10 protein-coding genes are annotated in these 17,899 nt (G+C 70.1%); 6 read left to right on the plus strand and 4 right to left on the minus strand.

Annotated features, from left to right (window positions below; genetic code table 11):
- Positions 1-189: 189 nt before the first annotated feature.
- On the minus strand, positions 190-6,228 hold the full coding sequence (locus ACFVX9_RS00275) for a glycosyl hydrolase family 18 protein (protein WP_387979519.1): 6,039 nt from the start codon (positions 6,226-6,228) through the stop codon (positions 190-192).
- Positions 6,229-7,516: 1,288 nt separating this feature from the next.
- The gene (locus ACFVX9_RS00280) at positions 7,517-8,107 is read right to left on the minus strand and encodes a TetR/AcrR family transcriptional regulator (RefSeq protein ID WP_387979522.1); all 591 of its coding nucleotides are present in this window, start codon (positions 8,105-8,107) and stop codon (positions 7,517-7,519) included.
- A 181-nt stretch (positions 8,108-8,288) separates the two neighbouring features.
- Here ACFVX9_RS00280 and ACFVX9_RS00285 point away from each other — a divergent pair, with 181 nt between their 5' ends.
- From ACFVX9_RS00285 to ACFVX9_RS00300, 4 genes are all read left to right on the plus strand, one after another.
- A complete protein-coding gene (locus ACFVX9_RS00285; RefSeq protein ID WP_380478638.1) occupies positions 8,289-9,020 on the plus strand; it encodes an SDR family oxidoreductase in 732 nt (243 codons plus the stop codon).
- Between the two features lie 182 nt (positions 9,021-9,202).
- Positions 9,203-9,517, plus strand: a complete 315-nt coding sequence (locus ACFVX9_RS00290) for a LysR family transcriptional regulator (RefSeq protein WP_380478640.1) — start codon at positions 9,203-9,205, stop codon at positions 9,515-9,517.
- Positions 9,502-10,140, plus strand: coding sequence for a LysR substrate-binding domain-containing protein (locus ACFVX9_RS00295; protein ID WP_387979526.1), 639 nt, complete (start codon positions 9,502-9,504; stop codon positions 10,138-10,140). The genes ACFVX9_RS00290 and ACFVX9_RS00295 overlap by 16 nt, the downstream gene beginning before the upstream one ends.
- A 12-nt stretch (positions 10,141-10,152) precedes the next feature.
- Positions 10,153-10,353 (plus strand): hypothetical protein, encoded by a 201-nt coding sequence (locus ACFVX9_RS00300; protein ID WP_387979529.1) that lies wholly within the window; start codon positions 10,153-10,155, stop codon positions 10,351-10,353.
- Here the strand turns inward: ACFVX9_RS00300 and ACFVX9_RS00305 are convergent.
- Positions 10,331-11,362: an alpha/beta hydrolase gene (locus ACFVX9_RS00305; protein ID WP_387979532.1), complete on the minus strand. Its 1,032-nt coding sequence runs from the start codon at positions 11,360-11,362 to the stop codon at positions 10,331-10,333. The two genes, ACFVX9_RS00300 and ACFVX9_RS00305, sit on opposite strands and share 23 nt — an antisense overlap.
- Before the next feature lie 201 nt (positions 11,363-11,563).
- On the opposite strand from ACFVX9_RS00305, the gene ACFVX9_RS00310 reads away from it, so the two are divergent.
- Entirely contained in the window at positions 11,564-12,571 is a 1,008-nt protein-coding gene (locus tag ACFVX9_RS00310) for a hypothetical protein (protein WP_387979535.1), read from the plus strand.
- 166 nt (positions 12,572-12,737) lie between these two features.
- On the opposite strand, the gene ACFVX9_RS00315 is transcribed toward ACFVX9_RS00310, so the two are convergent.
- On the minus strand, positions 12,738-15,626 hold the full coding sequence (locus tag ACFVX9_RS00315) for a trypsin-like serine protease (protein ID WP_387979538.1): 2,889 nt from the start codon (positions 15,624-15,626) through the stop codon (positions 12,738-12,740).
- Positions 15,627-16,214: 588 nt separating this feature from the next.
- On the opposite strand from ACFVX9_RS00315, the gene ACFVX9_RS00320 reads away from it, so the two are divergent.
- Positions 16,215-17,642 (plus strand): Vps62-related protein, encoded by a 1,428-nt coding sequence (locus ACFVX9_RS00320; RefSeq protein WP_387979541.1) that lies wholly within the window; start codon positions 16,215-16,217, stop codon positions 17,640-17,642.
- Positions 17,643-17,899 lie beyond the last annotated feature (257 nt).

Here is a 17,899-nt window from a genome sequence, read left to right on the forward strand (position 1 = left end):
CGATACCTGTACCAATACCTGCACCGATCCCCGCTGCGGTCGTTGTGGGACGCAATCCGGAGGTGACGGCACCGGGTGTCTCCCGGGGCCGTCACCGACCGGGCGCGGCGCCCGCTGAACAGCCCGGCGGTGCGGTCCGACCGGCCTGGACGACGAAGGAGCCGGCCGGCTGTGTCCCGGGAGACGGGGCTACGGCGCCGGGCTCAGCTTCTTCCACGGCCGGCCGCCGTTGGCCTCCGCCGTGCCGGGGGTGGCGGTGGTGTACCACTGGGCGTACCAGTAGTAGCCCTGGTACTTCACGAACGCGGCCGTCGAGGCGGCCGGGTCGCCGGTGAGGAGGTGGGTCTCCCGGACGGTGGCTCCGCCGGCGACCTCGATGTCGCTGCCGTTCGCGGAGCGGAGCTTGAACAGGCCGTTGTGCTTCGGCCCGCCGGGCGCCCCTTCACTGCCGTTGTCGGCGATCGGGACGAGCCGCCACTTCTGCTCGTTGCGTCCGTTGCACGCGAGCGAGGCGATGTCCTGCCGGGAGGCGGTGGCGGTCAGGCACCTGCCGCCGCCGGAGACGGTGTACAGGCCGCCGCCCGCGTCCTGGATCCGCCAGTACTGGTTGGGGTTCTGGTCGTTCAGCTCCACGAGGTGCGCGCGGGACTGGTCGGGGTTGTTGTCGATCATCATGGGCTTCCCGGTCTGGCTGTCGCCGTACTCGAACATCCAGCCCTTGTCGCCCTTGTCGTACATCCGCCACAGCCGGCCGCCGTCGGGCCGGTAGACCTGGCCCTGCTTCCAGTCCGGGGCCTGGCAGGAGCTGCCGGCCGCGGGGGCGGGCGGGGCCACGGTCCGCACGTCGCGGCGCTGGTCCCCGGTCGAGCCGTACTCCCGTCCGCCGATCCTGAACGTCACGTTGGACGGCCCGGTGACCGGCAGGTAGTACTTCAGGTCGATGTCCCGGGACTTGCCCGGCGCCAGGTCCTCGCAGTAGCCGAGGGTGAGGGTGAGCCGGTGGAAGTCCCCCTTCAGACCGCCGATGTTGGGGCCGGTGTGGCCGGGAGTGAGGCCCTTCATCTCCTTGTAGTCGTTGTCCTTGACGATCGGCGGCATCGAGGTGGGCAGGTCGAGGGCGATCTCGGTGCCCTGGGCGAGGGTGACGCCGGAGTTGTTGGTGATCCGCAGCTTCGGCTGGACGGGGTAGAAGTCGTTCTCCCCGGTGGGGAAGTCCACCAGTTCGGCCTTCACGTCGATCACCTCGGCCGGCTGCGGCCGGCCGCCCGCCTTGGTGCTGCCGGCGGCGCCGGCGCCCTTGAAGGCGTTGTCGAGGCGGGTGGTCAGGTCGTAGCCCATGCCCCATTCCCCGCCCTGGCGCTGGGCGTAGTCGCCGGCGAGCTCCCAGATCATCGCGCCGCCGATGCCCTTGTCGACGATGTAGCGGGCCTTGGCGTCGATCGACTTCTCGTTCTCGGTGGAGAGGAACACCTTCTTGGCGTCGTTCCACAGCCAGGGCGACTGGAGCGCGTCCGAGTACTTCGGCGCGTAGGTGCCCGTCAGCTGCCCGGTCGGCAGGCCGGTGTCGACGCCGTAGGACCTCAGGTAGCCGGGGGTGCGGCCGTCCTGGAGGTTCTTGGTGTGCCACAGCGGGTTCGACCCGGCACCGACCTCCCGGTCGTTCTCCAGGTCGTGCCAGAGGTTGTCGATGCCGACCGCGCCCCGCCCGCAGGACTGCGCGTTGGCGGGCCCGCGGCCGCCGGTGCCCAGCGGGCACTGCGCCTGGTCCGCCATCGCGGCCGTGCCCCAGAGCCCGTCGGTGCCGCCCTGGACGTCGCGCCAGCCGCGGGAGTAGTACGGGACGCCGAGGTTGATCCGGCCGGCCGGCAGGGCGCCGCGGTAGTAGTGGTAGGCCCAGTCGGTGTTGAAGTAGCCCTCCTTCTGGAAGTCCTTCGTGTTGGGCGCCTGGTCGTTGTAGATCCCGGCGTCGGCCAGTTCGTTGTCCTTCCCGTCGTCGTAGAGCGGGGCCTGCGGGCCGACGAACTTGTTCCAGGAGCCGTGCAGGTCGTAGGTCATGACGTTGACGTAGTCCTGGTACTGCAGCGCCTGCCCGGCGTCCAGCCCGCGCACGAGGTAGCCGGAGGAGGAGCCGGCCGAGGTCAGCAGGTAGTAGCGGCCCTTGTCCGCGCCCGACCGGTCCAGCTTGGTCCGCAGCGTCTTCATCAGCGCGTTGTAGCCCTGCTGGAGGCCCTTGCGGCGCGGGTTGGAGACGTCCCAGTCCAGCGGGTTGCCGGTGTTGGGCAGCGCCGTCGGGTACTCGTAGTCGATGTCGACGCCGTTGAACCCGTACTGGTCCAGGAAGGCGCTGACGGAGTCGGCGAACGCGTCGATGCCCGGCTGGTTCACCGAGCCGTCGGCGTTGGTGGTCATCGCGTAGAAGTTCCGGGTGCCCGCCCAGCCGCCGACCGAGATCAGCGTCTTCACCGCCGGGTGCTGCTTCTTGTACGTGTTCAGCAGGTTGAAGTGCCCCTTGTACGGGAGGGACGGATCCATGGCGTTCTTCTCGCCCGGCCAGCTCAGGCCGGTCGCCGGGTTGGCCGGGTCGTTCGGGTCGCCGATGCTGATCCGGTTGTCCTTGACGTCGGCGAACGCGTAGTTGACGTGCGTCACCTTCGACCAGGGGATGTTCGACGCCAGGTACTTCGGGTCGCCGTTCACGCCCGCGCGCCACCCGGTGAAGTAGCCCACCACGCGCCGGGTCCGGTCGTTGCCGACCCACTCCCGGCCCGCGCCGTCGTACACGTCGCAGTACCGCGCCGCCACGCCCGGGGTGGGCGTCATGCCCTCGGGACGGCAGTCCCCCGAGGCGGCCGGCTTGGTGCCGCGCCCGTCCGGGGAGGCGTCGAACGGGTCGCCCGCGTCACCGCCGTCGGGCTGGCCCACCGGGCGGGCGGACAGCTGCCACTTCTGGGCGTCGGACCGGTTGCAGTCGTAGATCTGCAGCGGCCGGCCGGTGTCCGAGCCGGGGACGTCCAGGCACTTGCCCGAGTTCGGGTTCCGCAGCTCCTGGCGCGCCGAGTAGATCCACTTCTGGGCGGCGGAGCCGTTGCACGCGTACAGCTGGACGGCCGTCCCGTTGTCGGCGCGCCCGGCGTCGACGTCCAGGCACTTGGCCAGGGCCTGCAGCGTGCCGTCGGCCGCGACCGTCCACGCCTGGCCGTCGGAGCCGGCGCAGTCCGCGAGCCGGATCGGGGTCCGGTCGTCCCGGCTGCCGCCGCGCGGCTCGACGCACTTGCCGCCCAACCCGCGGATCGTGCCCACCTGCGTGCCCGTCCCGGTCTCCCGGAACTTCCACCGCTGGGCCTGGTTGTTCGCGTCACAGGCCGTCACCGCGAGCGCGGCGCCCCCGGCGCCGGCGGTCAGACAGCCGCCGTCGGCACCGCTGACCAGGGTGTACCAGCCGGTGCCGGTGCCCTTGGGCTGCCACACCTGGTTGGCGTTGCCCTCCTGGGCCTGGATGAGGTGGGTGGTGTGCGGCCCCGGATCGTGGTCGACGACCATGTCGGGCTTCGCCGACGCGGCGATGCGCCAGTTCCCGCCGCCGAGCGAGCGCATCACCCACCGCTGGGCGCCGGAGCCGTTGGGCTCGTACGCCTGGACGCTCGTACCGGCGGCGGTGCTGCTGCCGCTGAGGTCCACGGCCATGCCGGTGGCCGAGCGCAGCTCCACCTGCTGGCCTTCACGCGGATCCGTGCCGGAGGCCGGGTCGCGGGGGGTGATGATTACGTCGCCGGGGTACTCGATGTTCCAGAGCTGATCCTCCCGCACGTCCTTGGCGCAGGGATCGTTGCTGACCCAGTTCTTGTCCCGGGACCGGTTCCCCGGGTCCTGGGCGAGACACCTGGTGTACTGGCCCATGTACAGCGCGACCCGGCCGTCGTCCAGTTGCTTCACGGACCAGGAGCGCGGCTCTGTGGGGGCCAGGTACGCCCAGCCGTTATAGCGGTCCATGAAGCGGCCGTTGTGCTGCGCCTGCAGCGACACCTTCCCGTCCACGTTGTGGAGCAGCCACCGCTGGCTGGCCCGCCCGTCGTCCGGGCGGGTGACGAGGTAGTCGTCGTCGCCGTTCCCCTCGGCGTCCAGCACCTCGCCCGTACGGGCGTTGCGCAACCGGATGATGCCCTCACGTACCGCGGACGGGTCGGGAGCGACCTTCATGCCGTCGTTCGAACCGGCACAGTTGAAGATGTACCGGTCGGAGCCGGACGCCGCCTTGCCGAACTCGGTCAGGCACTGCGACAGCGCCTGCTGACCGAAGGCGTTGGGGTGGATGGCCTCCTGGACATCGCCCTGCGTGTTGGGGGAAACCGATCCGAGACCGGGAACGTAGGGCACCCACCGGACCCACTCCGCCTTCGATGCCGGCAGCGGATTGGCGTTGCTGTTCGCGCCTGTGGCCTGCTCCGCGGTCTTCTCGCACAACTCGTGCCCGGCGAAGGCGTCCTGCACGTTCAGAAACTTCGCCCCGGCCGACCCCGCGGTCTGCCGCAGCATGTCGGTGATGCGCGGCACGACCGAGTTATGGGCCCACTCCGCGTCCACGTCGCGGAAGGGGCAGCCTCCCTTGCTGAATCGGTCGCTGGTGATCACACCCTGCGCGTAGCGGAAGTCGTCCGGTCCCGGAAGAGGGTTGGGATACGACTGGAGCACGAGCTTGTAGTCCGACTGGCCGGCGGCCGACATGGCGTGGCGGATGGCGGTCAGCGTGTTGGTGACATCGGACCGCACCGAGTTGAGCCTCTTGGCGAACTGCTCCTCCTTATCCCGTTTGCAGGAGGCTTGCAGACTGGGATTGAAGAAGGCTATGCCACACGCCGTCATGATGCCGGAGAAGTCCAGGTCGTTGCCGCCGATGGACACCACGACCATGCGGATGTCGTTGGTCCGGGCGAGGTCGGCCAGCTGCTGGATCTGTGGCTTCTCACCGTTGCGCGAATCCGAGAGGATGTCCTTCGTCGTCGCGCCCGAGCAGGCGATGTTGAACCGCCGCTCGGCGGGAATGTCCTCGAACTCGGTTCCCTTGATGGGTGCCACGTCGGAGCGGTCACACTTGTTGCCGCCGTTGGCGTAGGACGTCGCGTCGTAGACGCAGTCCTGCTTGTCGTCCGGGCAGCGGGAGCGTCGGTCGGTCCCCCAGACGTCCCCCTTCTCGGTCTCCGCCGTGTTCGCGTTGCCCGCCCACCGGCCGCCCTCGCCGGAGATGTAGCTGTCGCCCATCGACACGATGGCCGGTTCTCGGTCGGGAGTCTCGTCGCAGAGGCCAGTGTCGGCAGTACTCCTCGCCGCCCGAGGCAGGAGAGGGCAGGCCACGGCGGGGTCGACGGCGCTCCGTGAGAACACCATCGGATAGTGGTCCGACCCCAGAGCGCTGCTCATCCGAGTAGCCGTGTAGCCGCCAACCCCGTTGGTCACCAGGTAGTCGAGCTCGTTGATGTCCCTGAGGACATTGCCGACCTTATCGCGGTGCGTCCGTTGGTTGCTGTAGACGACCTGGACGCCCGCGGGATCGTTGGTGATCTGCTGTTCCAGCGAGTTCTCGGCCCGGAGACTCGATCCGGCGGTGAACTTATCGCTCCCGTCGGAGGGATGACGGTTCCAGTCGCCCATGACAGCCCACTGCTCGCCTGGCCTGCGGTCACTGATCGTCCGGACGATTCCGGCGGCATTGTTCCGAGCCCGCGGTGATCCGTTGGTGGCATGGATCGAGTAGAACCACTCGGCGCCGAGGCGAACACCCACCGCAGGGAAGGGGTACAGGTCATTCCGCGGAACTATCCCGTCTGCCTGGCCTCTCCTGGTCGAGATGTCAGCCCCGTTCATCGGCATTTCTACGACGTCGAGATCGTCCGCCTGCCTCTGTATCGTCGAGACGATTCCGACGCCCCTGTTCTGAGAGTGATCATTCACCACCCAGTACAAGTAGTAGGTCTGCCCGCCATCGCTCCACGTCGATTCCTCCAGGTGACGTGCCCCTACGTCCTTCACCAGCCGTCCGCCGGTGAAGAAGTCGACGGCGTACTTCTCCGGGGCCTCCTGCACGGCCATGATCTCCAGCCGTTTCTCCCGCATCAGGTAGGGGACCGTGTACTGGAGCCGAGCAGCCTTGTAGTGCAGGTTCCAGGTGGCGACGGTGTGATCGTCGACGGCGGCGGAAGCCGGTCCGGCGGTCGGGAGGAGCAGTGCCTGCAACAGGCCCACGATCAGGGCGAGGACAAGTGTCGCGGCGACCCGGCCCTGACCGGCCGACCGTTGCCGTGGAACCCCGCTCGGAGGGTGGGTGAGGCGTGGTGAGGTGTGGTGCATTTCGTTCCCTCGCTTGACGGCATGAAAGGTGCGCGCGTGACTTTACGAAGCAGGGGTATACATATGATCAACGCTTCACCTTGCCGGCCGGTACAGGCCGACGGAGCACCGGTCACCCCGCCCGAGCTGCGCCCGCCTGACACCCTCACGGCCGGCGATGCCCGAGCCGGGTCGTACCGTCACGTCCTGCCCGGGGCCGGGCTCCATGGTGCGTTGATCAGCTGGCCACACGCTCCTGCGAACGTTCGGGCACCCTGTTGGCCGTGGACGGTGATGCCGCGCGCAGCAGCAGGGCGAGTGGCCAGCACCGATCGTTGCCGCGGGCTGCCGAACCGTAATCGGGTTCCCGACCCGCCGTCGACCGACGGGAGTCGTTCCGAGCGCCGACACCTGCACCGCCGTCCGCCCTCAGGCGATGCTGCTCACCCGCGGGGGATCGCCGCACCCCGGAACCGGCGCCGCCCCGCCAGGGCAGGACCGCCCGGACGGCGCGCCGGATCCACCACGCCATCGGACACTCCCGCGGCGGGCTGACCACCAAAATCCACCTCACCGCGGACAGTCGCTGCCGTCCGCCGTGTTTCCACCTCACCCGGCCAAGCAGGCGACGCGCCCACGTTCGAGCACGTCATGGCCGCCCTGCGTGGTCCCAGGGCCGATCGCCCGGCCGCGCCAACTGCACTGAGCAAGCCCTCCTCACCCGCGCCCGCCCCGCCCGCATCCCCCGGCCTGTCGGCGAAGACGGCAGCACGGCACCCGGCGGCGGTGGAGGGCCCACAGAGACAACGGGGCGCAGCAGAGCATCGAGGGCCAGGGGCGAAGGACGCAGACACGGACGGCTGGGAAGCACCGGGAGCCTGGACGGCCTGGACACCAACCCCGACACCCGCCCATGGCCCGACGACGAAGACGCCGGCCGGGCCGACGAGCACCCAGGAACCCATTCCCCCGCCCCGGACGCCGGGTCAACGGTGCGTTGATGCGCTGTCTACGCAGTCCTGCGAGCGTTCGGGCGCCTCGCCGCTGAAGGCGAGCGGGGGCGTTGTCCGGGTCGAACCACTCCCCCGTCGAGCGGATCTCGGTGGAGCCGCTGTCCGGGGCGGCGTCCGTCGCTCGTCCGTCGCTCGTCGGCGCGGGCGGCGAACCGCGGCCTGGTGACGTCCGGGTCCTGTCGTCAGTTACCGGGCGGCTGAGTCGGCGCGGATCTCAGCCCGTCCAGGGTGAGGTCGAGGAGGCGTTCGGCCTGCTCGCGCTGCTCGGGTTTGGCCGAGGTGAGGGCGATTCCGGCGAGGGCGGCGAACATGTCGGTCGGACGGATGTCGGAGCGGATCGTTCCGGCGGCGGCACCGGCCTCCATCAGGGAGTTGAGGGCGCCCTGAATCATCTCGTGACTGTCGGCGTAGGGGTTGCTGCCCGAGGCGACGACGGCTCGCAGGGCGTCGGCCATGCCGTATTTGGCGGTGGCGTAGTCGATGAAGCGGCGAGTCCACACCCGCAGGGCCTCGGCGGGCGGCATCGTCGCCAGGAGGCCGGCGGCGGCCTCGCACAGCCGGGCCACTTCGTTGCGGTACGCCGCCTCGATCAGCGCCTCTCGGGTCGGGAAGTTGCGGTAGAGCGTGCCCGTTCCCACGCCCGCTTCCCTGGCGATGCGCTCGAAGTGGGCGTCGAGCCCCTCCTCGCTGAACACGCGCACCGCGGCGGCCAGGATCTTGTCCCGGTTGCGCTGCGCGTCGGCCCTCAGCGGGCGCCCTGCCTCTCGGGTCATCGGCGGCTCGTTCCCTTCTCCGTTGCTAAGTGGAGGCTCCGCCACTTAACCTGGGCGAAGTGGCGGAGCCTCCACTTTCACTCTAGGGCATGGTCCGACCTGCCCGGACGCCCCCTCTGCTCCGCACTCCACACTCCACACACCGCAATCCGCAATCCGCACTCTGGAAGGACAGGCGAGCATGCCGGGAATCGAAGGCAAGGTCGTGGCGATCACAGGCGCCAGCAGCGGCATCGGCGAGGCGACCGCGCTTCTGCTGGCCGAGCGAGGCGCGAAGGTCGTCCTCGGGGCACGCCGTCCGGAGCGTCTCGCGGCCCTGGCCGCCCGCATCGAACAGGCCGGTGGCGAGGCCGCCTGGATCCGCACGGACGTGACGCGGCGCGAGGACCTCCCCAACCTCGTCAAGCTGGCATGCGACCGATACGGCAAGCTCGACGTCCTCGTCAGCAACGCCGGGATCGGCCTGATCTCCCCCCTCGACGACCTGCGTGTCGAGGACTGGGAGCAGATGATCGACGTCAACCTCAAAGGTGTCCTGTACGGAATCGCCGCGGCCCTCCCCCTCTTCCGGGAGCAGGGATTCGGACACTTCGTCAACACCGTGTCCACCGCCGGACTGCGCATCGTCCCGCTCCAGTCGGTGTACGCCGCCACCAAGAACGCCGTGCGCACCGTCTCCGAGGGCCTGCGCCAGGAGGCCGGCCCCGACCTGCGCGTGACCGTCGTCTCACCCGGCGCCGTCCGCACCGACTTCGCGGAGCACATGGACCCGGCAGCGAAGGCCCAGATCGACAAGCTGATGGAGATCGCCCTCCCGCCGGCCGCGGTGGCCCGTGCCATCGCCTTCGCCATCGAGCAACCGGACGGTGTCGACGTCGGCGACATCGTCGTTCGCCCCACCGCCCAGGGATAGGCCCCCGCGACGGGGTGAGGTGAGCGGGCGCCCTGCTCCCGGCGAGTACTGGAGAGGCCCCCCGGAGGAGCAGCGGGTTGCCGGGGCGCCACGGTCGGCCCGGACCGCGGTCGGCCGCCGGCCCGGCTGCGGGAGACGTCGCTACCCGAGCCGGGGCAGCTGGCCCGGCCGAAGGATGGAGCATGGAATTTCGTCAGTTGCGGTACTTCGTCGCGGTGGCGGAGGAGTTGCACTTCGGTCGCGCGGCCGAGCGGTTGATGATCGTGCAGTCGGCCGTCGGCCAGCAGATCGGCCGGCTGGAAGGTGAGCTGGGCGTCGAGCTGTTCGACCGCGCGGGGCGCCGCGTGCGGCTGAGTGCCGCGGGGGCGGCGCTCCTGCCCGGCGCCCGTGAGGAGTTGGCGGCCGGACAGCGGGCCTGGACCTGGTCGGCGGCTTCGTCGCCGCGCGGGAGACCGTGCTGCGCGTCGGGACGAGCCGGGGAATGGTCGTGCGGTTGAAACGGGTGCTGGAGGCGCTGGAGCGAAACGCGCCCGGCACCCGGGTGGAGTTGGCCTCGGCGGCGCCGGAGGAGCGCCTGCGGCGGGTCGCCTACCGGGAGTGGGACGCGGCCTTCGTGCGCGGGGAGGTGGCGGCGCAGCAAGGCGTGCGGCTGATCCCGGTGTGGCGGGAGGAACTCGTGGTCGCCCTGCAGGCCCGCCGGAACAACCCGCCGCTGGTCGACCTGGTCACGGCTGCCTGCCGGGACGCCGGGTTCGAGCCCGTCGGCCGCCGCCGACCCCGACCAGGCCGCACAGGAACGCCGGCGCCTGGTCGCCGAGTTGGCCCGACCGGACACGACCGGCTTCGGCGTCCATTTCGCGGACGTGGTGTTCGGCCAAGTCCACTCCGACGGGCACGGCCCCGCCTGGCGAGCCATCGCCGACTGACCGCCCCCGCCCCGTGTCCTTCGCCTGGCACGCACGCAACGGCCGCCTGCCCGACATCTCCGAGGACGGTAGCTCCACCCACCTCCCGAACCTCGGCCGAGCCGTTGGTGCCGCTGGGGGACGGGGTGCTTACGGACGGAGGTGTCGCCCCGGGGCGGTGGGCGCGGGTGGCTCGGCCGGGGGGCAGCCGCTGATGAGGGGAAGCGGTGCAGTACCTGCTGGACGTGGACCACGTCGCGGGGGAAGAACTCGGCGACGGTGGTGGCCACGACGTCGCCGACCCGTGCGAGGCCGTTGGCGATGCGGTTGACCTGGGCACCGGTCAGGTCGTCGGGCACCTGGCCGAGGCCCGCGAGGTCCAGCGCCACGTCGATGTTCCGCTCCCTACACGGTGTGCTCGCGAATGATTTCGCCGATCTGCTGGGGAAGTCCGGGGGAGAACAGCGCGTGCCCCATGCCGGGAATCGGCTGGAATCGGGAGTGAGGGATTTCATCGGCGAGGGCACGGCCATGCGGTAGCGGGCGCAGGGGATCTTCCGTGCCGTGCATGACCAGTGTCGGGGCCCTGATCGAAGACAGCGGAGCAAGGCGGTCTTCGGTCGTGTGACGTCCAGCCAGATCGTGGTTGAGGGCCGCACTGTGGTTACCGGTCCGGTCGAAGGAGGCTTCCACGAAGCGGCGAGCGGCAGGCTTGTCGAAGGGAAGGATGTCGCCGTTGAGCACGCGCCACGTCTCCAGGTCCGCTGTGACGTACTCGTCGCGAGTCCCCTGCGGGAGAGCGGCGCGTTGTGCGAGGTGCGTCAGGAAGCGTGCCGTGGGTGGCGGCAAGTCGCTGGGGTCGGGTGCCTGGCCGGCCATGGCGCGCGCCCAGGCCGGGCCCGCGCTGTGGCCCATCGGGCCGGTCATCATCGCGGTCAGAGTCAGTACGCGTTCAGGGCGGTGCACGGCCAGCCATTGGCCGATCGCTCCGCCCAGGGACGCCCCGACGATGTGCGCGGCGGCTACTCCGTGGCCGTCGAGCACGGCCGTCGCATCGGCGGCCATGTCCGCCAGCGTGTAGGGGTGGGTGGCGAAGTCCAGGCAGGTGGACCGGCCGGTGTCCCGGTGGTCGTAGCGGATGACCTGGCGACCGCTGGCGGCCAGCACATCCACCAGCTCGTCCGGCCATCCGATGCCGGGTGCGGCGGTCCCCATCACCAGGAGGACCGCCGGATCGTTTGAGTTGCCGACCCGTTCGGTCCACAGGCGCAATTCGCCGGATTCGACAATTAATTCAGCAATCGCAGTCATGGGCGCCAACATAGCGAACGAGGTACCAATTTTCCACATCCCCAATGGATATGAATTTCCATCGCCATTCTGGTAAAATACCGAATAGGTCGCGGGCTTCAGGAAGTGGTCGACCAGGTAGGCCATCCGAGGCTCTCGACCTTCGCCGGCCGCAGGACTACTTCGGGCGGGTCTGGTCCGCAGCGTTCCGCGCCCAAGGACTCGCCCAGTCGACCTGCGAGGAGACGGCCGCATGACGCCGCTCGTCCACGCCCCCGAAGGACAGCGCCCGGGCCGACGACGAGAACTACCGGACCCACTGTCAGCGGCCCGCGGTTGGCTGGCACCATGGATGACACCACCGACCACCTGCACCGCATCGACGCCCTGCTGACCCGCCCGGCCCCGGACATCGCCCGCCTGCCGGCCGACGGCGACCTCACCACCGCCCACCGCCGCCTCGTTGAGGCGCTGCGCCCGCGTTGGGGGTCGTCGCGCAACCTCGCGACCGGCGGTTTCGTCGACCCGACCATCGACGACGACAGCGGGCTGCCGCTGGTAGCCCCGTTCGCCGGGCGTCTGGTCGAGCTGTGCGGGTGGGCGGTGGGCGAGCGCTGGATCGGCTGCGGGATCGTCCGGGACAACGACGGCGGCGCGCCTCACCTGGTCGCGGTGACGGCCCGCCGGGCCGACCCGGCGACGGCCTGCCTGCTCGCCGCAGACGGGGAGGAGGAGGCCGACGTGCCGGGTGACCGCTGGGTTCGGCGGCTCGCCGCCGCGACGGGCCGACCGCAGTCGCGGCAGTGGCCCGTCGACTGGTCGTCGGCCGAGGCCAGGCTCGGCACCGCCCTGCCCGCCGACTACCGGCACCTGGCGGAGCACTTCGGCCCTGGCACGTTCGCAGGTTTCCTCGACATCTCCCTGCCCGGCCCCCTGCCCGGCCGCGACGACCCGTTCCCGCAGTTCCTGTGCCTCGTCGAGCACGCCCTCCACCTTGCCGAACTCGCCGCCGCCGACCCCGGTATCGCCGACCTCTACCGCCCCCACCAACTCCACCCCGCCCCGGGCGGCCTCCTGCAGTGGGCCGGCTCCGTCCAGGCCGACCAGTTCTACTGGCTGACGGAGGACGCAGACCCGAACCGGTGGCCGGTCATCGCCCGCAACGAGGACGGCGACAGCTGGGCGCGGTTCGAGGGTTCCACCGCCGAGTTCGTCCACCGGCTCCTCACCGACCACCGGCACCCCTTCTCAGTCGCTGAGCTCATCGACCGCCCCGACTTCGAGCGGTACGAGCCCCATGAGCCCGACAACCCCTTCTTGGTGGTTGAGGCCCGCTCTGGTGTCACTGGGCCATAACCCGGTTATGGGTGACCGCACCGACGACGCTCACGACGACGCCCGCGTCCAGGCGCGCACCGAGGACGTTCCCGAGCAGTCGGACGAGAACCAGCTCCCCTCCTGTAGACCGCAGTCCATCGGACTGGTCGCTGGGGAGTTGGCGCTCCGGTCCCGCGACTGCCGGTCACAGGCGGAAGGGGTTGCCGCCCTGTGCGGCGATCACGTACCAGGCGGTCGCCCCGGTGTGGAGGGAGGAGTAGTAGAAGTCGCCCTCCCCGGTGTCCAGGCCGTCGTGCGAGGCGGCGACGATGCCCTTGCCGTCCGTGTTGGCCGCGCCGCTCTGGGCCTTCTGCAGGGTCGCCATCAGGGTCGCCGCCTTAGCGGCGTCGCCGTCCGCGCGGCGGACCTGGTAGGCGGCCAGCAGGTGGGCGGTGCCCTCGAACCAGACGCCGCTGGTGTCCTTGCCGCTGAAGCCCACCCCGCTGTACGGGCCGTCGGTGGCCGCCATCCGCCCGGCCGCCCAGTCGACGGCGGGCGCGTAGGACGGGTCGAGGGTGGCCAGGTAGCTCCAGGTCTGCACGTCCTCCGGCTCGACGTCGTCGTTGGTGGTCACCCCGTCCAGGCCGGTGCCCGTCCACAGGTGGCCGTTGGCGGCCTGCACGGACTTCACGAACCGGAACGCGTTGGTGGAGCGCTGCGCCCAGCCCGCGTCGCCGGTGACGCCGGCGAGCATGGCGAAGAAGGCGCCGGTGTCGATGTTGTGCTCCGTGGCCTTCCAGGTGAGCGGGACCATCGTCTGGCCGGTGCCGTCGTCGTTGCGCAGGCCGCCGGTGTAGCCGCCGGCACCGCGGGTGTCCGCGGTGTTGTTCTGGATCCAGTTGGCGGCCTTCAACGCCCCGTCCAGGAAGCGCTGTTGGCCGGTCACCCGGTAGAGCCGGGTGAGCGCCATGCCGGCCCAGGCCATGTTCCCGGTGTAGACGGAGAACCCGCCGACGTACGGCTCGCCGGACGGGGTCTTGACGAAGGGGTCCGGCTCGTAGGAGGCGCGGATGCGGCCGTCCGGGGTGATGTCGTGGGCCTGGGCGTACAGCAGGCTGTCCCCGAGCGCCGTGGCGTGGGCGACGTCGTCGGTTCCGCCGCGTTGCAGGAACGCGGTGATGACGAGCGCGTTGTCGTACGTGAAGGAGGCCTGGAAGCCGTCCGGGCCGAACAGCTTCGGGTCCTCGAAGTGCCCGCCCTGGTAGCTGCGGGGCACGCGCAGCGTGCTGCCGGTGCCGTGGGCGTCGAGGCGCTGGGCGAGGAAGGAGTAGGCCGCGTCCACGGAAGGCCCGGAAGGCTTCACCGGCGGCTGCTGGGACGGCAGGTGCAGGCTGTCCGCGGGCGGGGGGCCGGGCGTGCTCGGCAGGTCGGCGTCCTCGTCGCCGACCGGCACCAGTTTGAAGAGCTGGTTCTCGTCGTTGTGGTCGCACGGGGCGTTGCCGGGTGTCGCGATGCTGTTCGGCACGCTCGCGCCGGGCCACAGTGCGAGACAGTTCCCGCCCTTGATCTGGAGGTGGAAGTACCAGTGGCCGCCTTCCCAGTCCGACATCTGGAGTCCGACGTCGGCGGACTGGCCCAGGTACTCGTTGGGGGCGGCGAGGTTCCGGAACATCCAGCCGCCGTCCGTCGTCTGGAGGATTTCCCAGTCGGCCCGCGGGTCACCGGGCTGGCTGCCGACGAGCCGGCCGCTCGGCAGGTCGTAGGCCATCGCCGCACCGTTGCCGTCGACCAGTTCGGTGTGGTCGTGCGGCTTGGGGTCGGAGCCCATCGCCACGCCCCCGCCGCCGCTGCCGTAGTCCTCCCAGCTCACGTGCCCGGTGCTCCAGTCGCGAACGCCGATCTTGGCGCCCAGCATGGGGAGGGCGTCCTCCAGGCCGACGAACATGATGCCGCCCGAGCAGGTGGTCGCCATCGTCTTCCCCGGCGTCTTGCAGCTCCAGGTTCCACCCGTGGTGGCCGAGACGATACCCAGGGCCGTGATGTTGGGCGGCGCCCCCGGCAGGCCCGGGCCGCCTCCCAGCACGACGGGGCCTCCGCTGTCACCCCTGCGAGCCGCGATGGACGAGTTGTCGGCGGCGGTGAACTGCTTGAGGGCCTTCCACCCGTACATGTAGTGGTGCTCGATCTCGCCGCCCAGGTTGTCGGGGCCCTTGGCGTAGTAGTCGGTCACCTTGGTGGTGACCTGGATGTTGCAGATCTCGCCCGAGCGGGAGCCCTCGTTGCAGATCCAGTTCCCCTCGTGCGCCACCTGCGCGGCGCTCACCCACTTCTTGGTCTGCGAGATGCTGGACTGGTCGGCCGCGCCGCCCGTCCAGATCTGCTGGTCCATCGTGATGTTCGAAGACGGCTTGATGACGGCCGCGTCGAGGTAGACGGGCCCCCTCTCGTCCTGGCGGACGATGTGGGGCGAGATCCGGGTGCCGATCGCCGGCCCTTGTCCGCCCGAATCGTCCACGCCGTACCGGACGTTGGTCTCGTTGTTCGGCATGAAGCAGTGGTCCGCGGTGAGCATGGCGTTCTCGTCGCGGTACTTGATCGCGAACGCCGTGCTGCAGAACGGTGCGATGATCTGCGCGCCGCCGGCACTCGGATCGCTCCGGCGCGAGGGTTCGCCGAGGCTGATCGACTCCGTGCCGTTCGCTTCGACCGTCACCGGAACGCTCACGGACGCCACCGCCCGCCGCAGCCGCTGCGCGTCGGCCTCGCCGCCCACCACGGTCGCGGTGAGGCCGCTCCCGTCCTGCGGCATCGCCACGTCGGTGATCCGCACTCCGACGGAATCGGCGATGCGCGTCACCTCGCGCGAGGCGTCCTTCAGGTCCTGCGCACTGTGCGGCGCCGACTTCACGTCGACACGCACCGGGCTGTGCGCGACGACCGCCCGGACCTCGGGCGCCAGCTCGCCGTGCCAGTAGACCGTGAGGTGCTTCGTCTCGGGGGCGGCGACCACGCCCGCGAGGGCCTGGCTGCCGATCCGACCCGACACCTGTTCCACGGCCGAAGCCGTCTCGTTCATCTGGCCCTGGATGGCCATCAGTTGATGCCAGGACAAGAAGGGTGAAGGGCTCCCGAAGGAGTTCGCCACGGGCGCGATGCCGGGAGCCGCGAGCACTCCCACGACGGCGGTCGCGGTGGCGAAGGCCACGAGCGGCCTTCGCCACCTGCCCCTGCGGCGGGCCGGATCTTCGATGTGGTGGACCAACGGGAACTCCCCGGGCTCGAAACTGCGGGGCGCCTCGGCGCCCCCTCACCCGTGCCTACGGGCGGGGGTGAACGCGCAGTTCAGAGCAGGTACGGGTCGGCCACCACGGCATGGCGTCAGCCCGCCGGGGCAGCCGGCTCGGCGGCCGCCGGCGACGGCGCGGGGAGGGGAGGGGACAGCCCGGGGAGGGGACGCGGGGGAAATCCCACCACCGCTCACGCCACCCGGCACTTCTCAACCAGCCGCACAAACCCCCAGCCCACCGACAAGACCAATCAGCGAGCCGCCAACACGCCACAGTCGCGCCTTCGAGCCATAGTTCGCACAGCCGGTATACGCGACTTCCCAATCCTCCTATCCTGCAGACAAGAGCTCGCCTCACATCTGACTGATCATCAAAGATCCTGAAAAGGAGCTGAATTGATCCTACGGCGCTACGGCGACCTGGAGCTTGGGTTCACCACGAACTGGCAGCCGATGAACATCGCCTCGAACGGCAACTCCCTGGCCTACGGCGAAGTCAGTTTCTTCAAAGCCGTCCCCCCGCCGGGGTGGTCGGTGCTGGGCTGCGCCGCCCGCCGAACCAGGCAGGAGGCGGACCCCGACGGCAGGCGGGGTGGGCTGCTCGTACGAGCCGTCGGCGGCGGGGATCTGCTGCGGCCGCCGGTCGACTACCGGATGATCTGGCGTGGTGCCACCTCGGGCGCCACCGGCGTGATGTGGCGGCCCATCCCACCGCCCGGGTACGTGGCCATGGGCGACTACTACAACACCACCAGCAACGGGGCCAAGCCCCCGCTCGACGCGGTGGTGTGCGTGAAGCAGACGCACAACGGCTGGAACTATGCCCGCCGCGCCGAGGTCGGCGATCGCGTCGAGGGCTACCCCGGGGGGCACCCCGGGTCCGCAGGAGCGTTCTCGGCTTGGCCGATCGTGCCCCCGCCCTACGCGCACAATGACCAGGAGGAACGTCTCCTCCTGCCGGGCGGTATGTTCACCGGGATCGACCGCTACGACGGCAGGCCGGCGCCCACCGAGGCGTGCTGGGTCCTGGACCTGCCCGCCCAGGTCGAACACGGCCCCAGTCCTTCGGTCCCGCAGTTGACCTCCCACACGCAGCCGCCGCGGCAGGGCGTGACGGTGACCGACCGGACCTTCACCGTGCCGTACTACATGGTCACCGACCCACAGCGCGACGAGCCGTGGAAGGTCAACAACTCGCCGTTCTACCAGATACTGCGGCGGCGGAGCTACGAACTGATCCTCTACCGGAACAACTCCCAGGGATCGATCGAACAGCCCGCCAGCGAACAGGTGCAGACCGGCGTCTCCACCGAGAGCAGCGAGGCGTTCAGCCGCGCCACCGGGATCAGCGTGGGCTTCTCCTACGGTGTCGAGGCCAGCGCGAAGCCCTTCGGGATCGGCGTGTCTGCCTCCTGGGAGATCAGCCTCAGCGCCTCACTCGAACTCGGCTACGAGAGCCGCTACGCGGTCACCACCATGCAACAGGTCACGATCACCCAGCAGCTGACGACCCCTCCGCGCTCCAGTGCCGCGCTGTGGATGGAACGCCAGCAACTGCTCCCGGTCCGGTCCGACGGCAGCATGGTGAGCGTACAGGCCGTGCTCCCGTTCCAGTCGCGCTACTACCACACCAGCCAGTACCCGCCGGCCGCCCAGCTCGGCGCCACCGCCCGCTACGCGGAACTCGACGCCTTCGGCCTGCCGGTGACCGATCCGATCGGAATCCCCGTCGAGCCGCAGCAGCCCGGGGAGCCCCGAGAACCCGCTTCACCGGGACAGCCCCAGGGGTCGGCGGATTCCGGGGCTTCGGCGGAGCTGGGGTAGCGGGCCTCGGCCGTCGGCCGTGTGCGAGAGGGCGATACCTGGGCTGATGTCCGGTTCGTGATTGAGTCTGAGGGGGCGTTTAGGTAGCCCTGTTACTATATGCGGCTTTTGTTCGCGTCCTGTTTGGCAACCATTTGCCGGGTAAGTCGGTACTGTCCCCGAGCCGCCAGCGAGGGGCGCTGCCCGTCTCGTCCTCTTCTGCTGCTCGAAGTCCGTCTGGTTTGCAGACGTCATGGAATCGCCCAATCAGCAGCGGA

The organism is Kitasatospora sp. NPDC058243, assembly GCF_042882025.1.
Lineage (GTDB): Bacteria > Actinomycetota > Actinomycetes > Streptomycetales > Streptomycetaceae > Kitasatospora.